This window comes from Saccharococcus sp. Marseille-Q5394 (assembly GCF_946901335.1).
In the GTDB taxonomy this organism is placed as follows: Bacteria; Bacillota; Bacilli; order Bacillales_A; family Planococcaceae; genus Sporosarcina; species Sporosarcina luteola_C.
Genome location: NZ_CAMPPQ010000002.1, coordinates 201,685 through 220,245 on the forward strand (window position 1 = coordinate 201,685; position 18,561 = coordinate 220,245).

15 protein-coding genes are annotated in these 18,561 nt (G+C 42.4%); 4 read left to right on the forward strand and 11 right to left on the reverse strand.

Translation table 11 applies throughout. The features are described from left to right. Window positions 1–83: 83 nt before the first annotated feature. Entirely contained in the window at window positions 84–881 is a 798-nt protein-coding gene (locus OC538_RS11435) for an ABC transporter ATP-binding protein (RefSeq protein WP_251695724.1), read from the forward strand. Next, the gene (locus tag OC538_RS11440; protein ID WP_251695723.1) at window positions 874–2,514 is read left to right on the forward strand and encodes a hypothetical protein; all 1,641 of its coding nucleotides are present in this window, start codon (window positions 874–876) and stop codon (window positions 2,512–2,514) included. Before OC538_RS11435 ends, OC538_RS11440 begins: the two co-directional genes overlap by 8 nt. A 229-nt stretch (window positions 2,515–2,743) precedes the next feature. Here the strand turns inward: OC538_RS11440 and OC538_RS11445 are convergent, their stop codons facing one another. The 9 genes from OC538_RS11445 to OC538_RS11485 all read right to left on the reverse strand — a co-directional run bounded on the left by OC538_RS11445 (window position 2,744) and on the right by OC538_RS11485 (window position 9,528). Beyond that, a complete protein-coding gene (locus OC538_RS11445) occupies window positions 2,744–3,664 on the reverse strand; it encodes a hypothetical protein (protein WP_251695722.1) in 921 nt (306 codons plus the stop codon). Window positions 3,665–3,984: 320 nt separating this feature from the next. Next, on the reverse strand, window positions 3,985–4,467 hold the full coding sequence (locus OC538_RS11450) for a hypothetical protein (protein ID WP_251695721.1): 483 nt from the start codon (window positions 4,465–4,467) through the stop codon (window positions 3,985–3,987). An 85-nt stretch (window positions 4,468–4,552) separates the two neighbouring features. Next, a complete protein-coding gene (locus OC538_RS11455; RefSeq protein WP_251695720.1) occupies window positions 4,553–4,987 on the reverse strand; it encodes a hypothetical protein in 435 nt (144 codons plus the stop codon). A gap of 621 nt (window positions 4,988–5,608) precedes the next feature. Then, window positions 5,609–5,836 (reverse strand): hypothetical protein, encoded by a 228-nt coding sequence (locus OC538_RS11460; RefSeq protein ID WP_251695718.1) that lies wholly within the window; start codon window positions 5,834–5,836, stop codon window positions 5,609–5,611. Continuing rightward, window positions 5,820–6,383, reverse strand: coding sequence for a sigma factor-like helix-turn-helix DNA-binding protein (locus OC538_RS11465; protein ID WP_251695716.1), 564 nt, complete (start codon window positions 6,381–6,383; stop codon window positions 5,820–5,822). The genes OC538_RS11460 and OC538_RS11465 overlap by 17 nt, the downstream gene beginning before the upstream one ends. Before the next feature lie 80 nt (window positions 6,384–6,463). Beyond that, complete coding sequence (locus OC538_RS11470) at window positions 6,464–6,625, reverse strand: YvrJ family protein (protein WP_251695715.1); 162 nt, start codon at window positions 6,623–6,625, stop codon at window positions 6,464–6,466. Between the two features lie 316 nt (window positions 6,626–6,941). After that, window positions 6,942–7,142, reverse strand: coding sequence for a hypothetical protein (locus OC538_RS17975; protein ID WP_251695713.1), 201 nt, complete (start codon window positions 7,140–7,142; stop codon window positions 6,942–6,944). Between the two features lie 1,043 nt (window positions 7,143–8,185). After that, a complete protein-coding gene (locus OC538_RS11480) occupies window positions 8,186–8,752 on the reverse strand; it encodes a hypothetical protein (protein ID WP_251695711.1) in 567 nt (188 codons plus the stop codon). A 401-nt stretch (window positions 8,753–9,153) separates the two neighbouring features. Beyond that, the gene (locus OC538_RS11485) at window positions 9,154–9,528 is read right to left on the reverse strand and encodes a VOC family protein (RefSeq protein ID WP_251695709.1); all 375 of its coding nucleotides are present in this window, start codon (window positions 9,526–9,528) and stop codon (window positions 9,154–9,156) included. Window positions 9,529–9,885: 357 nt separating this feature from the next. Between OC538_RS11485 and OC538_RS11490 the strand changes: the two genes are divergently transcribed. After that, the gene (locus OC538_RS11490; RefSeq protein ID WP_262175517.1) at window positions 9,886–12,930 is read left to right on the forward strand and encodes an efflux RND transporter permease subunit; all 3,045 of its coding nucleotides are present in this window, start codon (window positions 9,886–9,888) and stop codon (window positions 12,928–12,930) included. A gap of 110 nt (window positions 12,931–13,040) precedes the next feature. Further along, on the forward strand, window positions 13,041–13,649 hold the full coding sequence (locus tag OC538_RS11495) for a class I SAM-dependent methyltransferase (RefSeq protein WP_262175521.1): 609 nt from the start codon (window positions 13,041–13,043) through the stop codon (window positions 13,647–13,649). 279 nt (window positions 13,650–13,928) lie between these two features. Here the strand turns inward: OC538_RS11495 and OC538_RS11500 are convergent, their stop codons facing one another. Beyond that, complete coding sequence (locus OC538_RS11500) at window positions 13,929–15,866, reverse strand: GTP-binding protein (RefSeq protein ID WP_262175523.1); 1,938 nt, start codon at window positions 15,864–15,866, stop codon at window positions 13,929–13,931. An 83-nt stretch (window positions 15,867–15,949) separates the two neighbouring features. Next, window positions 15,950–18,364 (reverse strand): EAL domain-containing protein, encoded by a 2,415-nt coding sequence (locus OC538_RS11505; RefSeq protein WP_262175525.1) that lies wholly within the window; start codon window positions 18,362–18,364, stop codon window positions 15,950–15,952. Window positions 18,365–18,561 lie beyond the last annotated feature (197 nt).

An 18,561-nucleotide genomic window follows, 5' to 3' on the forward strand; every position in this document is an offset into this window, starting at 1 on the left:
GAATCCAAAACAGCTCTAATTCATAGAATGGTATGACTTCTCTGGTTAATTAATGATAAACTTAAGCAAGTGGGGGTGTATATATGGAGTCACCAAATAAGGTGTTATCTTTACGGAATGTCACGATGACGTACGGAAATCATCGTGTGTTGAATGGCGTGAATTTAGAGGTTGAACGGGGGCAGATTATCGGCTATATCGGTCCGAACGGTGCGGGGAAAAGCACGACGGTGAAAATCATGCTCGGCTTAATTCAAAATTATACGGGCCAGGTAGTAATCTTTGGCGAGGATATCGCTTCGGGAGACCCATCTTACAAAAGAAGAATCGGGTATGTGCCGGAGCAAGCGGAGCTGTACGATAACTTGACGGCGATGGAGTACTTGGCGTTCACGGGGGAATTGTACGGACTTGACCGTGCATTTGCGGAAGAGAAAGCGCAGAAGCTTATGGAGGAATTTGAACTTGGCGACGTGATGCACACACGGCTTTCTTCCTTCTCCAAAGGGATGCGGCAAAAGGTGCTCATCATTTCGAGCTTGCTGCATAATCCTGATCTATTATTCTTCGACGAACCGTTAAGCGGCTTGGATGCGAACAGCATGATGGTCATTCGTGAAATGTTGGCGCAATTGGCGGCGCAGGGAAAAACAATCTTTTATTCCTCGCATATTATGGATGTCGTAGAGAAAATCAGCAACCGGATTGTGCTGCTCGTCAAAGGGACCGTTGTTGCGGATGGAAGTTTTGAAGAATTGCAGGAACTGAGTGAAGAAGGATCGCTTTCCGGCATATTCAATCAGCTGACAGGATTCACAGATCATGCGAGTCGGGCAGAGCGATTCATCACGATCGTTGAGGATGGAATTGCCGATGCATGAATTTCGTACACTTGCGATCCTCTCTAAATGTAAACGGCTATTTGTAAAAGCAGGCATCGACTACGACGCAATGGAAACCATTTTGCGCATGAAATTGACGATGGATGGCAGACGAACGCCAACTATTTTCAATGGGCAGAAGAAAAAGGAAGGCAATCAGTTCCTGAAGTCCTTGTGGATCTATGGATTGTATGGGCTTATGGTGATTCCGTTTCTCCTATTTGGAGACGGTCATTATATCTTTCAAATGAGCATCGTTTTCGGTATCATCATGTTCATTTTGACGACGACGATGGTTTCCGATTTTTCTTCGGTACTGTTGGATGTAAGGGATAAGACGATTTTGCAGACAAAACCGGTTAGTAGTAGGACGCTTGGCACCGCGAAAACCATCCACATATTAATCTATATGTTTTTCATAGCCGGGGCCTTCATTGCGATCCCGCTCGTCGTAGGACTGTTTTCCAAAGGAATCGTATTCACATTGGTTTTTCTTGTCGCACTACTGCTTACGATGCTTTTTATTGTAGTAATTACGTCACTCGTGTACTTTGCGGTCCTGCGGTTCTTTGACGGCGAAAAACTGAAGGATATCATCAACTACGTGCAAATCCTGCTGTCCGTCGGCGTCATCGTCGGTTATCAGATTGTCATCCGCGCCTTCGATTTTGTTGATATAGATTTGACGTACACATTCAGCTGGTGGCATGTGTTTCTTCCGCCGATTTGGTTCGGCGCTTCGTTTGAGCTATTGTTGAATCAAGACTTTTCAAAAGTGCTGATCCTGTTGTCAGCACTGGCCCTGCTCGTCCCGATCATCTCCATCTACGTCTACGTGAGGCTCATGCCTTCGTTCGAACGCAATATGGATAAGTTGATGAGCGAATCGAAAAACAAGAGGAAGAAATCGGGTTGGTGGGTGGACAGTTGGGCAAAGCTTTGCTGTGGGAATAGGGAAGAGAAGACGTTCTTCCGTTTTGGAGCTTTGATGATGCAACAGGAACGGGATTTCAAGCTAAAAGTCTATCCTTCACTTGGATTTTCAATGGTTTTTCCGTTCATTTTCATCTTTACAGAACTGCAAATGAGGACACTGGCGGAAATCTCCACTGGAAAGTTGTTTTTGCTCATCTATTTCGGCAGTATGATGATCCCGAGCATCATCCATACGATGCAGTTTTCCGTGAATCATAAAGGGAGTTGGCTTTTCAAGGCAGCGCCGATCCAGCAGCCCGCTGCAGCATATAGTGGGACGCTTAAGGCATTTTTAGTGAAGTTATATATGCCGGTTTTCGTATTACTGTCGATTGCATTCATCGCGATCTTTTCGTGGCGCATTGTGCCCGATCTCTTCGCTGTGTTATTGGGGGTAATTCTCCAAACGTTGCTCACATACAAATGGCTGAATTCAGGCGACTTTCCATTTACCCAATCCTTCGAGTTTGCACAATCGGAAGGGTCGGCGAAAATGATTTTGATTACTTTCTCGACAGGGATTTTTGTCATAGGTCACCTAATTGCGATGGCGATAACGGGTGGAATTTATGTATATATCGCATTGCTGCTAATTGGAGTATTTCTCGGTTGGCGGAAGGTGTTTCCGATGAAGGGGGACGTGCCGGTACGGGTGTGAATTGAGGGGTGGCTTGCTAGCATTTATGCGTCTTTCGCTCGAATTATGCGCGTTTGTGGGCGGTTATGAGCTTTTGCGGAGGTTTATGCATGTTTGCTGGCGTTTATGAGTGTTTGGAAGTATTTATGCGTGTCTGCTGAAGTTTATGGACTTTTGGAGGAAGTAATGCGTGTGTATATAAGAATATCGGGTGGGGATCAGTGCGACTTGCATGATTTCCACCCGTTTTTTAAATAACTTGTAATTCGATTATGAATAAACCAAGTCCATTCGCCTGCGAAACGGTATCAACAATTTTTTGGATGTCTCTTTTAATTGTTTCATCTTCCAGATCTATATTTCCGAAATAAAGCATGATGTATTGTTTATCTTTCGAGTATATTTGAAAACTCATTAAACCATTTGGAGAGTAGCCATTCCTTTTTAATTCTTCTTCAAGTTTAATAGTGAAATTCGTTTCTTGGATCCTTTTGATAATCTCTTGGGCTTCTGCATTTCGAGCGGAGGATGCTGTATGGATAGTATTGACGACGTTTATTTGAAAATCATCTTTTGCATGATGGTTTTTTTCAATTATGTCTGTCACTATTTTCTCCACTTTTGAATTGATGGATGGGTCATAATCTACTGGCAGGTTTATGATTAACTCGACTTTTTCAGATGCCATTTTGTATTCCAAACTGAAGGTAGTATAATTTTTAACCTCCAATTCCTGCATAATATAACCCATCAAGTCATTATAGCTTAACCGTACTGAAAAACGCGTGTTCTCTTTTGGTTCCTTATGATAGCTTGAAATTTGCAAATGAAACCGCTCAGGTTCGTAATTGTTTTCTTCTAGTACCCCATTGACGATCTTTGTTAATTCCTTTTTCGTGGACCGTTTAATTTTTTCGTATGGCAACTTGATAAGAATTTTTATGTTCTCACCTGGAAGAATGGCGTAATCCAAAACAAAGCCTATGTCAGCTTTGCGTAACTCTTGCTTAATTTCATAAATTAATTCCTCATATTGTTGGATATAGACAGTTAAATCAGTGGATATTTCCGAGGTTGTATCTACTTCTTTGGCAGACTTACTATTGATAATAACAACAGCAGAAAAAGAAAAGATTAAAAAAAAACATAACAATGGTAATTTAAATTTCACGTACTTTTATCCCGCCTTTCATATAAAATGGCTATGGTAAAGGGTATGTCCGGTGTTTTGATAAGATACATTTTACTTCCAGCAGTTCTTCAGCACTCTGGTTTATTTCTTCTTTGCCAACCTCTTTCGCAAGAAAAACATTCTATAAACGATATAGATAAAAAGCGGTTCCGTTGATTTAAGCGGAAACGGCTTAGCGCTCACACGCAAAAAGCGTCAGCCGAGAGCAGAAACCAACAGTAAATTCTTCTTTATAGATTAAAAAGGGTTGTCACAGAAAGTCGGTTTTTACTGACTTTCTGGACAGCCCTTTGCATTTATTAGAATAGTAAATCGTACGCTTCTTCAAAGAACTTATCAAATTTACGTTGACCATCTGTAATACCAATATCAGCGTAATCAGTATGGCCTCCAACAATATCGATAATCGCCATACTGATTTTTCCTGCCAATGTTGTACCCAGAATAAGACGAACGATTTTGTTATCAATCATTGTATCCAACGCTTCTGGCGCCGCATGTAACCAGATTTCCCAAGCCATAGCCTTAGCTGAGACAGGGAAGTGTTGTCGAAACGCCGTTGCATAAATGCTACGCGCTCTAATCGCTAAGTCATAACATTCTTTTAGTGAGCCCTTACACTTACCAAGAGTATTACCATGTTTGAAAGAAATTGCGATTGCTCGATCATATTTAATATTGATGCGAGCACCAGTAATGTTGCCAGATGTTACATTATCGTAAATAAAGTAACCGTTAGCCTCGTAATCGAAATCATTTGTATCCTCTGGAAATAGCGCCATATGAATCTCTCCCTTGAATTTTTTAGAAAGCGTTTCTTAATTAAATTCACTTAAGTTTTTGCTTTCTTATCATTAAAAGGGATTTTTAAAGCTCGTTTAACAACCTTTTGAAAAATATTTTAGTAATTATATAAGTAACTAGATTTATAAAAAGTAATATAATAAACTGTATAACAGAAATAAAAATAATAAGCAGTACATCCGCATGTAATACGATTTCGCCCGGCGGTAGCTCTTGTGGTCGCTCTAAGACTAGTAAAGTAATAAAAAATACAATGATAGAACAAAAAAAGCCTAAATACGCAGAAAAAGAATATTGATAAAATCTTAATTTAAATCCCTTAAATTTTAGGGCCATAGTAATATTAATAAGCAAAATGATTAAAGGGAAAGTTATAAATTGAAAAAACGGCATATTTATCTTTTCGCTTAGTATCGATGAACAAATAAACTGAGCAAAACAAGCGACAGTAATATTTACAAAAACTAGTAATACTAAAGACTTTTTTTGTTTATCCACTGTATCTTCCTTTCCTATTTCCAGCTTTACTTGTTTGGTCAATCTAGAAAGTTTCTGTCTAACAGTATTATCCGATTCAGATTATCATATCCATTTGACGTTAAAATAATCTTCCGGTTCCCACCATTTTCCTCATTCCCTAATTCACTCAGTATTATGAATACCGCAAAAACCAAGCACAGACAATTGCGAAGGATTAATACATAGTTTTGCGCCGTGAATTGTAAGACTTAAAGTAGCCCGTCACATACTAGCCCGGCTTTCATGTCTACCGGAATATAGGCTCTCTCGTTGGTTTTGCAGCTTGGACAGTGCTTATGTTGGATTAAGTGCTTTATAACGATGGGCATCTATCCTAGCAGGACATCAACAGAACATTGACGCGACAAGAACAGATGTGAACTCGATACATCTGGTTGGTCCGCCATTTTTCAGGGGAGGTCTGTCATGGTTGTTTTGGCTCCCTTCCTGCCAACTAACTTCCGTATACTTTTCGGCTTGCGCAGTCCGTCACTTGAAGCGAGCATGCTTCTACTCCTACTTATACTTATCAATCCAGTTGGGTGCTCTAGTTATTTCATGCGGTTCTCCAGCCTTTCACTTTGGCCTTGAGAAGGGAGATCACAATGATGTCTCAGTTTCCAAAGCCCGTTCTGCTTCTAATAATTCAAAGATGGAGGGAAGGGCAGGGTGAGTATTCTCCTTGATTTTTTTGATTATCATTAAGGAAACTTCTTGTTCTAAATCATCCCTGTTCTGATAATGTGTTTGACTTAAAATGGATTTAATTTTTGGTTTGAGCATATCTAATACTTCCACTTGAAACGTTTGGTCATCTATTTTCTGCATCAGGATTCCCCCTTTTCAATTCGTACTGCTGCTCGATTTTCTTTAGTGTATTTCGTTTAGATTTATTTACAGCTTGCTTCGTCACCCCTATTTTTCTAGCTATATCTTCCTCACTCATACATTCAAGGAAGATAAGTGTGAGAATCTCTTTTTGTTTTTCACTTAAACTTGATACAATCTTGGCAATTGTCTCTTCTTCAATTAAGTCTTCTAAGACACTAGTTTTTGAAAAGTACTCATTCTCCATTTCTTCTTGAATGCCGAGAGGGTGTGGCAATAAATTTAAAATCGTTTCGCCATCATCGATGGGCTTGTCTAAATTTAATTGATTTCGAGTGGAATGTTGTCTTGTTTTCTTGTCAAATCTTTGCCCCTCGAAATTCAAAACTTTAGAAAAGTAATTCAGAAGTTGAATTTTTCTTGCATGCCTAAAGAAGTATTTTTCCAGTTCAACTTTATTTAAATCAGTAGGATTCTTTAAATAATTATCGTAAAGCTTCATCATTTTTTCGTCTTCAAAAAATCTGTTTAGCAGCGGATTTTTCAATTTAAGATAACCTCCTTATTTTTTATATAGGAACATCTGTTCTAATTATAACGAAAAAAAAATAGAATAGGCAATTCAAATCACTCTTTTGGAAATTGTTTTTCAATTGCGTTAGACAATTTATTGATGTTTTCTACTAAGGTATCTATTTTCTTTTCGAACCTATGGAGCAAATAAACAGTAATCACAATGGGAAACCCAAAATTGCTAATCAAATTTACTAACGCTTCATAATCACCCATCTATATTCCCCCTTATTCTTTAAAGGGAGACGAAAGAGATAATTATCAACCTATTATTTACAAATAAAAAATCTTATGTTGTGAAAAAATATGAGGAAGAAGAGCCAAAAATTCTTATGATAAGTACAACATTTTGTTGAATGGATCGGACATTTGTGTGTGTGATTTTCTGCGAAATATATAAAAAGGTGCTATAAAGTCAGTTTCCACTGACTTTATAGCACCAGGTATGTCGGGAGGCTTATTCATGAATTCGGGCCTTATTGTAAAATAGATTGAACACTACTTCGGATAGTACTCATTTGATTGATAATATTCACTCCTGGACAATTGCTTGCAACCAATGCTTGATGGTAAGTAATGTCGCTTGCTTTAAGATCATAGTAGTAACATAACCAAGCCAGTAAATTAACAAGCGCTGATCTTTGTGAAGTAGTATTTTGTCGTAATCTCCATGAACTACTACTGCAACGGATTGCGATTTGAATCCAGGCACATGAATCCCTGGAATTGTCATTGGCATTCCTTCTAGGAGTGTTCCGTTTTTACCTACGCCGAAGTGGTATCCAATATCGCACCGCCCTTGATTTTTATGTTGCGTTTGTAATTGCTTTTGGTGAGCGATTTCGGTACTCCCGTTAATATTTGCATCAGGATAAGCACAGTGGTGGACGACAAGCATTTTTTACATTTTGTTTAGGAAGTTGATCTTTACAGGTATTTGCAACTGCCCCCCATTAGCATAGCAGTGTTCTCATTTGTTCTCTCCTTACATACACACACACACATCATCATAAAAAAATAGTTCTTTTATGATGAATCCCTAATTAGTATACGTCCAGCTAAAGAATTGTCATGCAGATAAGATAAGAAATTAAAACAAAAAGAACCGAAAGATTTCTTACTGAAATCCTTCGGTTCTTTAATATTGTATTCTTCTTTCTAATGTCAGGCTTTATTCTCTTGATGTAATAGTTGCGACTGTACTACTCAAATAGAGAGCAATCTTGCCATCCCTTAATCATAATACTTTGTTCAACAATCAATTACGATTGTTAACCATTTAAAGTAAACTTGGACACTTAAGGGTTAAATACAGGCGTTTCTTTATGCAATAATAATCATTTAATATTGTGGTTGTTTTTTCTATCCTTCTTTCCCCTTTATGTATTGTAAGAAAAAAAGGAGGAGTGATTTTGATGGCAGTACAACCATGTCCAATATTTGGAACACATCAAATGAGACCGGGAGCAAAAGCAATTATATGGAATTCAGATGGATCAGTACATCTTACCAACAAGTACGGCTTAAGTTACCATGCTGTATGTGAATGTGGCGAGAAATTCATTTGCTCGGGACAGCCACAATATAATCCACCATGGCCAATTCTTTATTGGGTTGCAGGGAATTTACAACCCTATGGAGGTATGGGAGGAGCTCTTACGTATCGAGTGCCTGAATCCAGTCTTAGGCATACAAATGATGTTCGCATGGAGGGGTATCGTTTTCTGATCTGACAACAAACGGAGCCAATAGGGCTCCGTTTTAATTTCAAGTAAATTATTTATCAATATATTCAATATCCTCTGTAATCTCATAACTAGCAGGGGATTTACCAATGTCATCAGCAATAAAAATCCAACAATTTACCTCTTCTGTAAGAACGCCACTATAATCTTTAGTTATTTTTATTTGTTTTGTTGGTTTTCCAAATGCTTTTACATCTTTTACATTCTTGTCTTTCGGTTGGATAGCCATGATATAAGGTCCCTCATTCTCTGTAGGACTGATAAGTGTAGCCTCACCTGTTTCATAAGTGAAAACCCATTTTAATTCGTTGGAGTCATCCTTTAGTATTGTTATTTCAACTGGCTTACGGATATTTTTAGTTAAAACAAAAATATAGTCACCTTTTATCTCATAATGAAAAATATCTTCGGAATTAGAGTAACCTTTTTCCTCCATAATAGAGTTAATTCTATCTTCTAATGTTCCAGATTTATTTACATATTCTTCATCTGTTTGTTCTGTTTTTACAGTCTTCGATTCTGTGGACCTTTCTGTATCTTTATTAGAACAACCATAAAGAAGCATAGCTACAGTAAAAGTTAAAAACAACCTTTTCATCTTAAAACCCTCCTAATGTTTGGTTTGTTTTCTTATAGTAGCTATACGTATTTAATCCTCAATAAGATTCACTTTCTTATTGAATATTCATTTTAATTTAACTAGTGTTTACACCAGGAGCAATTTTATGTCTACCAAAATAAAAAAGAAACGGCTAGCAGCCTTAAACACTGATCAATATTGATAATAGTGATTAATTATTGTTTTTAGCAGGGGTGGATATAGCAGCTAAGTTATAAGAACATTTGTCGTATATCGAGGTCTATACTCATAAAAAAGGAAACAACAAAGGAATTAATATCCGGCCTTTTATTTGGCGAAAAGAAAACAGTTTTATGAAAGAACGAGGGCTATCCAAAAAGTCATTGAAAATCGACTTTCGGGACAGCCCCGTTTTTAATTTATCCCACCAAAACTTCACTATTCAACGCATGCATATTACCCTCTGTGTCTTTGAAGAACACCATCCACGTTTCCGTTTGCCCCATCTTTGCAACCAAATGCGGCTCATCGATGAAAACAATCCCTTTTGCCTTATATTCCTCAAAGGCTCGTTGAATATCTCCCACATGAAAATAAAGGACGGAGCTTGAATGGGCGAACTCTTCCTTTTCAGGAAGGCTGACGAGTAAGCGTACGCCGTCGCAATCGAAAAACGCCATTGTGTCAGTGTTGAATAATAGCTGCAAGCCTAATTGCTCCTTGTAAAATGCTGTTGCACGTTCAATGTTTTTTGCCGGTACCCCAATTTGTCCGATTTTCTTGATTTCCCCCATTTAAAAATCCCCCTTATGAATAAATTACCCTCATTATACCATTTTCTAAGTAGTCGAACACCTCTACCATAGAGAATTTGCTAAGCTAAATGCTTAACAGAAAGTGACTTAGCTCGATAGGTATTAAGTCTTGAAATGACGATAAGTGAGCGAATTTGATTGATAACTGTACGGAAGTGACCGATAACTCGCTGGATTTGACCGATAAACTTGTGAACTTGACCGATAACCTAGCGCCAACCCTCGAAAACAGCCATCTACATCCAAAGTCCGAGCTGAAATCCGGCTGGAGCACGTTATAAGAAGTGGAAAAACTTGTTAAGCTAATGAACAATGAGGCCGGAAAGGGGAATTGTTGTGAGGGTATTGGAGTTAATTGTGAAAAAGAAGGTGTTGGTTGGTTTATTGACCGTGTTGATCGTAGCTTTGGGGAGCTACGCGGTTTTAAAGCTGGATAAGGAAATTATGCCGTCGGTCGGGATGGATGGGGCGTCCGTCTATATCGACGCGGGGGATATTGCAGCGGTTGATGTAGAACGGTTCATAACCTCGCCGCTGGAACAGGAGCTTGCAGGAATCGAAGGTGTTGAGGAAGTACGGTCGACGACGACGGTCGGGAGCAGTTCCCTCGATATAACGATTGCCCGTGGGCAGAGCGATAAGGTCATGAAAAATGTCGACAAAGCGGTGAATGAAACAAAAGCGGAGCATTCTGAAATTCAAGAAGCCGTGGCCATGCAATACGGTGTCCAGCAAGGCTATGAGTTTTTCATGGATCTATCGGGCGATAATCTTCAAGCGATGACGGCATTCGCCAAGGAAGTACTTGAACCGAGGCTTGAAGGCTTAAAGGAGGTTCAAGACGTCCATCTATCCGGGGTATCTGAGCAGGAACTGTCCATTGCGTTCAATCGGGATGAAATGAAGAAGCATGGATTGGATATTTCGCAAGTTGCGGGGTTCATTGCGCAAGCGAACTCGGAAACGACACTTGGCGAACTGCAGGACGGGATCATCCGCTGGAATTCCCAGCTTGAGAATATTGACGGAGTGAAGCGGATTGAAATCCCAACAGCAGAAGGTTTTATTCAACTGAAGGAGATTGCAGATGTAACGCTAGCGACTCGTGAAAATTCATCATTCGTATGGAAAAACGGGACGAAGGAATTGGTGTTCATCCAAGTAGGGCGGGCCGCGAACATTACACAAATTGATATGGCGAAAGCAGTCCGTGCCGAGATTCAGAAGATACGTGATGAAGGGCTTGTGAAAGGCTTTACGTTGAATGAAATGGTGGCGCAGGCGGACATCATACAGGAATCAATTGATGGGGTCGTCGTCAATATTCTGATCGGCAGCATTGTGGCAATTGCGATTCTGCTTTTATTCCTAAGAAATGTCCGTGCGACACTTATCATCGCGGTTTCAATCCCGACATCGGTGCTGCTGACCTTCTTGACCGTTTATATGCTCGGATACAGCCTCAATATGCTGACGCTTATCGGTCTAGGGCTTGGAATCGGAATGATGGTGGACTCGTCGATTGTCATTTTGGAATCGATTTATCGGCAGCGGGAGCTCGGCCTCGCAAAGTTGGAGGCGGTTCTTGCGGGGACGAAGGAAGTGGCGGGTGCCGTTTTCGCGTCCATGCTGACGACGATTGTGGTATTTCTTCCAATCGGTTTTATCGGTGGGGGATTGGGCGAGTTCATGATCATCCTTGCGATTGTCGTGGCGATTACATTGATAAGCTCGGTGCTTGTCGCATTCACGCTTATCCCTGTACTATCGGAGAATTTCCTTCGCTACCGGGACATCCGTGATACCAGGAAAGAGAGCCGTTTCAGCAAAGGGTACAGTGCAATCGTTTCGTGGATTGTTGGGAAAAAACGTCGGTGTCTTCTAGTCATCGCAGTCTTTTTCGGACTTTTTGCCGGATCGCTTTTCCTTGTGAATAAAATTCCGATGACCGTCATGCCGGACGTCTTTAATCGATATAGCGAGATTGTCGTTGCACTTGAAACAGGGGTGGAGCCTGCTGAAAAAGAGCGGCTTGCACATCTGCTGAATGACAAGTTGGCGAGAATTAACGATGTCGAATCCAGCTATGTATTGGAAGGTAGTGTTAACGAACTGTTTGTCATCGTCAATATGACCAAAGGTGATGACATGGTTCTCGAACAGAAGGAAGTAAATGAACAGATAGTACGATTGCTGCGGGAGTTCCAAGAAGCAGAACCGATACGAACCGTGCAATTGGCAATGTCCGAAGTGAGCGGCGCGCCTGTCCAAGTGATGATCAAAGGGGAAGATTTTGGTCAGCTGCAGGCAATTGCGAAGGACTTTATGGGGCAGCTCGGCAAGGTTGAAGGACTCGTCGGCATGACGAATTCAATGGAACGCACATCGGAAGAACAGACGATTGTGTTAAAACAGAAGGCAATCGCGGATGCCGGCTTATCGCAAATGCAGGTGAAACAGTTCATCGAACAAGCTTTCATTGATATGCCTGTCGGTCAAATGATGCTTGATGGGGAGAATGTGCCCCTACTAGTAAGTTGGGGTTCTAAAACGGATACGCAGGAGGCGCTATTCGATTTGGAAATTCCGACGATGGAAGGCGATAAGAAATTATCAAATTTTCTTAGCTTGGAATCGGTCAGCACGCCAAACGAAATTACACATATCAGCGGGGAACGATTCATAACAGTTTCAGCGGATATTGAAGGAAGGGATTTAGGTGCAATTAATCGCGACGTGCAAAAAGTCATTAGCGAATTCAATGCGCCCGCGGGCTATGCAATCGATGTGGCAGGCGATATCGAGCAACAACAGCAGCTTATGGTGGAAATGCTTCTAGTGTTGGGCATCGCACTGTTCCTCGTCTATTTCGTCATGGCTGTCCAGTTCAATCACCTGGGGCACCCGCTCATTGTCATGTCGGTCATTCCGATGGCAGTCATCGGCGTCATCATCGGATTGTTCGTGACGCAGATGGAGCTCAATCTGTTGTCCGGGATGGGTATCATCATGCTTATCGGTATCGTGTTGAATAACGCAATTCTCTTAATTGACCGGACGAACCAGCTTCGCAGGGAGGGGATTACTGTGCAAGAGGCTTTGGTCGAAGCAGGAAGGAACCGGGTTCGCCCGATCTTCATGACGACGTTGACGACGGTTGGGGGAATGCTGCCCCTTGCTCTCGCTTCGGGTGCCTCGGGAAATTATCAGGCGCCGCTCGCAACGGTGTTAATTTCCGGAATGCTGTTTGCGACGTTTATAACATTGCTGCTCATTCCTTCGGTGTATCGTTTGTTTACAAAGACTGAGAAATTGGTGGAAGCGGTGACTGCCAAACGAAAGAAACGCGTGGTGACACGATTGGCCGAACCTGTGAAATAACTAATGTAGTGCGAGCACGATCTTCATGAAAAATGAAGATCGTGTTTTCCGCTTGTCATAAGACAAGTTAGACGGCTACAATGAGGCGATGAAGAAAGGGAGTGAGTTCGTTGAACGAAAAGGAGTACGATAACCTTCTTCGGATAAAAACGGGTGGGACGCTGGAGCTATTGAGTCAGTCAGCTCATTATAATCGCTATGAGGCGACGCCTTACGAAGCGTTGGATGAACTGTTCAAATCTTACGAGTTGCAACGATCGGACGGTTTTGTCGATTTTGGCTGCGGCAAAGCGCGCGTGTCATTTTACGTTCATCATCACTTCGGAACATCTGTCACGGGTATTGAGATGAATGGCCAGCTCTACGAGGACGCAATTGAAAACTTGGTCAGATATCGCCGTAAAGCGAAGTACCGCGGCGGGGCAATCCGTTTTGAGCGGTGCTTTGCGGAAACATATGATATTGATCCGTCGGAGAATAAATTTTATTTCTTTAACCCGTTTTCCATTCAAATATTTATGACGGCTATTAGTAACATTCTAATGTCCGTGGAACGGGCTGCACGTCCGGTCGACGTCATCCTTTATTACCCGACCGCGGAATATGTGCAATATATGGACAATCAGACGCCGTTTGAGCTGTGGAAAGAAGTAAAAGTCGACCGGCTATATGATAAAAATGAGAATGAGCGATTTTTAATTTATCGATTGGGTGAGTAGGGGAGATATCGATCATTTCCGGTGAGTTATCGGTCAAATTTACAAGTTTATCGGTCAGTTCGAGGAAGTTATCGGTCACTTTCCGAAAGTTATCGGTCAAATTCACAAAGTTATCGTCATTTCGTGGCTTTTTACCTACTAGATACTAATGGCGAAGAGAGTTTTTGATTGGTCGAAGGCATTCGGCGCGAATGGGCTGGTCATTTGCGATAAAAATGACCGCGGAAGTGAAAAAATACAAGCCCTCGCCCGTCGCGCCAAATGCACTCTACAAATCAATCACAACAAATGCATCGCGGCTTCCGCTTCATACCACGGAACCGGATAGCCTTTGCCTTTTGCGCAAAAAATCGAAGTGGATATATATTCAGGGTCGGCGTCTTTGTTATAGCCGATTGCCTCGATCACTTCCTCCGGATTATGGCATTCGTCATAGCCGCCGAACTGCAAGGTGAGCGCACCTTTCCCATTCGTAAATGATGCGAATGTTGTGCTGTAATTCATGAACGTGGCAACCGGAACTCGACCTGTCACGACAGTGTTATCCCCTATCGTTTCAGGTGGCGTGAAACTTCCGGATGATTGCTGAATGTCGGAAAGGACTCGGCCGATATGGTCCATCCCGACTTTTATTTTGAAATCGTAAACAGGTTCAAGAAGAACGTTTTCCGCTTTCTCCAACCCTTGCCGCAATGCCCGGAATGTCGCTTCCCTGAAATCGCCGCCGGACGTATGCTCATTATGCCCCCTGCCTGTCAGCAAGGTGATTTTTAGGTCGGTCAGTGTCGATCCTGTCAATAAACCATGATGAGAACGCTCGAAAAGATGGGTCCGCACCAAGTTTTGATTGCCAATGGATAAATCATTCGCATGGCATACATTGTAGAATGAAATGCCGCTGTTCCGCTCTGCCGGCTCAATCATCAAGTGTACTTCCGCATAATGCTTCAGCGGCTCGAAATGGCCGTAGCCGTTTACGGTCGAACGAATCGTTTCCTTATACAAAATTCTCGGATCGCCAAACGACACGTCGAATTGGAACCGATCTCGCATAATTTGCTTCAACACTTCAAGCTGGATGACGCCCATCACATGGACATGGACTTCCTGGACATGCTCGTCCCAGACGACGCGCAACGAGGGGTTTTCAGCATCAAGCATTTTGAAGCAACGCAGAACTTCCTTCACATGGATGGAAGTGTCAAAAATCACTTTTGATTTCAACGTAGGAATCAAATCAAACTCCGCCTTCTCAACGAGCTCGCCGATCGGATCACCCGCACCTGCCTCTGACAATCCCGTAACTGCGACTATTTCTCCCGCAAGAGCAACATCCAAAGTTTGAAACTTGGTCCCGTTATATCGCCGAATCTGCGTAATTTTCTCTTGTTTGCCATCATATTGCACTTCATCCCTGACGCGCACGCCACCTTGCAACACTTTCAGGAACGTCGCTCGGTTGCCATTTTCATCATGCCGGATTTTATAGACGCGCGCGGCAAAATCTCCCTCAACTACATAAACCGTCTCCGTAAGCAAATCCAACTTCTTTAAGAAATCAAGTATACCGATATCCTTTAGGGCGGAACCATGTCCATAAGCGAAGACGTCACGATTTTTAATCATCCGCTTTAGAGCTTCCAGCCATAACGCTTCGTCATAGCCGGCATCCATATAACGCTCGAGCAATGCCTCGTCGCGTTCCGCAATGAATTCAATGAGGTTTTCGGTCATGCAGCCTTCTTCCATTTCCGACAAATCAAAAATCTCCACTGAAAGGCTGCCGCGAATTTCATCAACGACGTCCGGTAAAATCACGCCTTCGCGATCGGTTTTATTCAAAAAGAAGAAGGTTGGGACTTGATGCTTTTTCAGCAGTTGCCAAACCGTTTCGGTGTGCCCTTCCACTCCGTCCGCCGCGCTGATGATGACAATGGCGGCATCCATCACCTGGATCGCCCTCTCCATTTCAGGCGAAAAGTCGACGTGTCCAGGCGTATCGATGAGTGTGTAGTGCGATCCGTTGAATGTGAAGGCGCCTTGGTCTGCGAATACGGTGATGCCGCGGTTCTTCTCGATTTCATGGCTGTCGAGGAACGTGTCTTGATGATCGACACGGCCTCTATGGCGAATGCTGTTCGTATGAAATAGCAGCTGTTCGGAAAATGTCGTCTTTCCCGCGTCGACGTGTGCGACGACTCCGATTGTTTTATACATAAGCGCACCTCAATTCATACTGGATTCTATAACTCTTATTTTAGACATAAACGCACCCCGAACCGGAGTGCGCAATGTGAAAATTAGTGAAACAGCAATTGCTCGATTTCCTTGCGAGGAAGCGGTTTGGAATAAAGATAGCCCTGCACTTCATTGCAGCCGAGGTCTTTCAGGAATTGTTCCTGTTCTTCTGTTTCGACGCCTTCCGCGATGACGTTCAGTCCCAAGTTCTTTGCGAGATCGATAATCGCTTTGACGATTGCGGTGTTGTTGTTGCTCAGTTCCCGGATGAATGCCTGGTCGATTTTCAGATGAGAGAGCGGGAACTTGCTCAAATAGAGGAGGGACGAGTACCCTGTGCCGAAATCATCGACGCTGACAGTGATTCCTGCATCTTTCAACTGTTGTAAAACAATTTCGCAGCGCTTCACATCTGACATCATGCTTTCTGTTATCTCTAAATTCAAATACGATGGATGGAGCCCGGTTTCGTTCAAGATTTTAAGTGCATCTGCCACGAAGGAAGGCTGATTGAATTGTCTCATCGATACATTGACGCTCATCCGCAAAGCAGGAAGCCCTTGTTCCTGCCAAGCTTTCGCCTGCGCACATGCCGTTTTCAACACCCAATCGCCGAGCGGGATGATAAACCCGTTCTCCTCCGCAATCTCAATGAATTTTAGTGGCGGGATAAACCCCCGTTCAGGATGATTCCATCTGGCAAGCGCCTCCATCCCATTTACCTGTCCGGTTTTCAAATCGAATTGGGGCTGATAATGAAGGAGGAATTGCCCCTTTTCCAATGCCTGCCGAAGCTCCATTTCGAAGAATGTCTTTTCCATCAATTCTTCGTGGAGCTCTTCCGTGAAAAATCGGAACGTTCTCCTGCCTGCCTCCTTTGCCACGTACATGGCGGTGTCCGCATTGCGTATCAATGTACTATAATCCTCTCCATCGTGTGGATACGATGCGATTCCGATGCTTGGGGCGACGAAGATCTCTTGTTTATCGAAATAGTAGGGCTGTGAAATGTCTTCAACGATCTGGGCAGCAAGGGCTGTCAATTCATCCGTATCGCCGGAATCAATGAGGACGACAAATTCATCACCGCTTAGTCTGGCAACGGCATTTTCACTATGAACACAATCGCGCAGCCTTTCCCCGACAGCAATGAGCAATTGATCGCCGACATGGTGGCCTAACGTGTCATTGACATTTTTGAAACGATCCAAGTCAAGGAACAGGACGGCAAACTGTTCGCCCTCACTAGCTCCGGCGATTTTCTGTTTCACTCTCTCTTGAAGGTTTCTCCGGTTGGGCAGGTTGGTAAGGGAATCGAAATAGGCCATATGCTCAATGACTTTTTCTGCTTCAATTCGTTCAGTAATGTCAATAGCTGTGCCGACAACTTCGACGATTTCTCCATCTATTGCGATTGGCGATAGGTAAACGAGGAAGTAAAGGCCATCGTAGTGCAACTCGAATTGGACAATCTCCCCAGCCATCCCTGCCAATAAATGATTCTTGAATGTTACGAGCTCCTCTTCAGTGAAAAAATAGGAGAGCTTCTGAGAGTTTAACTTGTCTACCGAAATACCGATCCGTTCTTTTATTTGTCCCTCGAAAAGAGAGAATTTGATTTCTCCATCTTCAGTAGTCTTGTACTTGAAAATCGCATTTTGCAAGTTTTTCACGGTAGTCCGGAAATCATTCTGTAAAGCGACTTCCAAGGATTCTTCCGCCTGCTTCCGAGCTGTAATGTCATGCCGGATTGCAATATACTGTTCCGGTTTTCCTTCATCATCAAGAAACGGGACGATTGTCGTACTTACCCAATAGAGGGAGCCGTCCTTCGCCCGGTTGCAAATATCGCCTTGCCAGATTTCTCCGCTTTGGATCGTGTTCCACATTTCCTTGAAGAAACTTTTGGGATGAAATTTCGAATTCACTACTCGGTGTGTTTTTCCAATCAATTCATTACTCGTATATTGGGACAATGCACAGAATTTTTCATTGACATACGTGATGACGCCTTTCGCGTCGGTTATGGCGACGACCGATGAGTGGTCGAGCGCATTTTCGATATTACGCAGATTTTGCAGCGTTTCTTTATATTTTTCCTTCGTAAGCTCTCGTGCCGTAATATCACTGTCTATTGAAAGGAACTGGATGATCTCTCCGTCCTCATTCACTACCGGTATAATGTTGGCGTTCACCCAATAAGGGGAGCCATTTTTTGCAATGGCCATGATATTTTTCTGCCAAGCTTCATCACGTGAAAAGTACTGCTCCATTTCCTCCACAAATCGTTCCGGCGTATACCCAGGGTTGACAACGCCATAACTATTTCCGAGCAGCTCCTCTTTGGAATAGCCCGACAATGCACAAAAGTTGTCATTCACATAGGTTATCCGCCCTCTTCTATCAGCAACTGATACACAGAATTTCTTATCTAATAGAGAAACGAGAGAGTTGTAACTCAATTCCGAAAACACCATTTCCAATTCCTTTCTATACAAAAACAACGCTATGTCGCGAAGAAATATTTCTGTGTAATCCACCGGTTGAGGGAACGAGAGTATAAGTAGCCTAGAGGCATGAAAAAATCAATTTTATTAGTAATTATATTCATATTAATTATACCATTCGAAAGAACGGCATTCCACAAAATATAGTTCTTAAGTCGGTTTTTTTG

What these genes read in the sequence shown, in the direction of transcription:
- OC538_RS11435 (WP_251695724.1), top strand. Translation starts at nt 84, where the DNA reads ATGGAGTCACCAAATAAGGTGTTATCTTTACGGAATGTCACGATGACG.
- OC538_RS11440 (WP_251695723.1), top strand. Translation starts at nt 874, where the DNA reads ATGCATGAATTTCGTACACTTGCGATCCTCTCTAAATGTAAACGGCTA.
- OC538_RS11450 (WP_251695721.1), bottom strand. Translation starts at nt 4,467, where the DNA reads ATGGCGCTATTTCCAGAGGATACAAATGATTTCGATTACGAGGCTAAC.
- OC538_RS11460 (WP_251695718.1), bottom strand. Translation starts at nt 5,836, where the DNA reads ATGCAGAAAATAGATGACCAAACGTTTCAAGTGGAAGTATTAGATATG.
- OC538_RS11470 (WP_251695715.1), bottom strand. Translation starts at nt 6,625, where the DNA reads ATGGGTGATTATGAAGCGTTAGTAAATTTGATTAGCAATTTTGGGTTT.
- OC538_RS17975 (WP_251695713.1), bottom strand. Translation starts at nt 7,142, where the DNA reads ATGACAATTCCAGGGATTCATGTGCCTGGATTCAAATCGCAATCCGTT.
- OC538_RS11480 (WP_251695711.1), bottom strand. Translation starts at nt 8,752, where the DNA reads ATGAAAAGGTTGTTTTTAACTTTTACTGTAGCTATGCTTCTTTATGGT.
- OC538_RS11485 (WP_251695709.1), bottom strand. Translation starts at nt 9,528, where the DNA reads ATGGGGGAAATCAAGAAAATCGGACAAATTGGGGTACCGGCAAAAAAC.
- OC538_RS11500 (WP_262175523.1), bottom strand. Translation starts at nt 15,866, where the DNA reads ATGTATAAAACAATCGGAGTCGTCGCACACGTCGACGCGGGAAAGACG.
- OC538_RS11505 (WP_262175525.1), bottom strand. Translation starts at nt 18,364, where the DNA reads ATGGTGTTTTCGGAATTGAGTTACAACTCTCTCGTTTCTCTATTAGAT.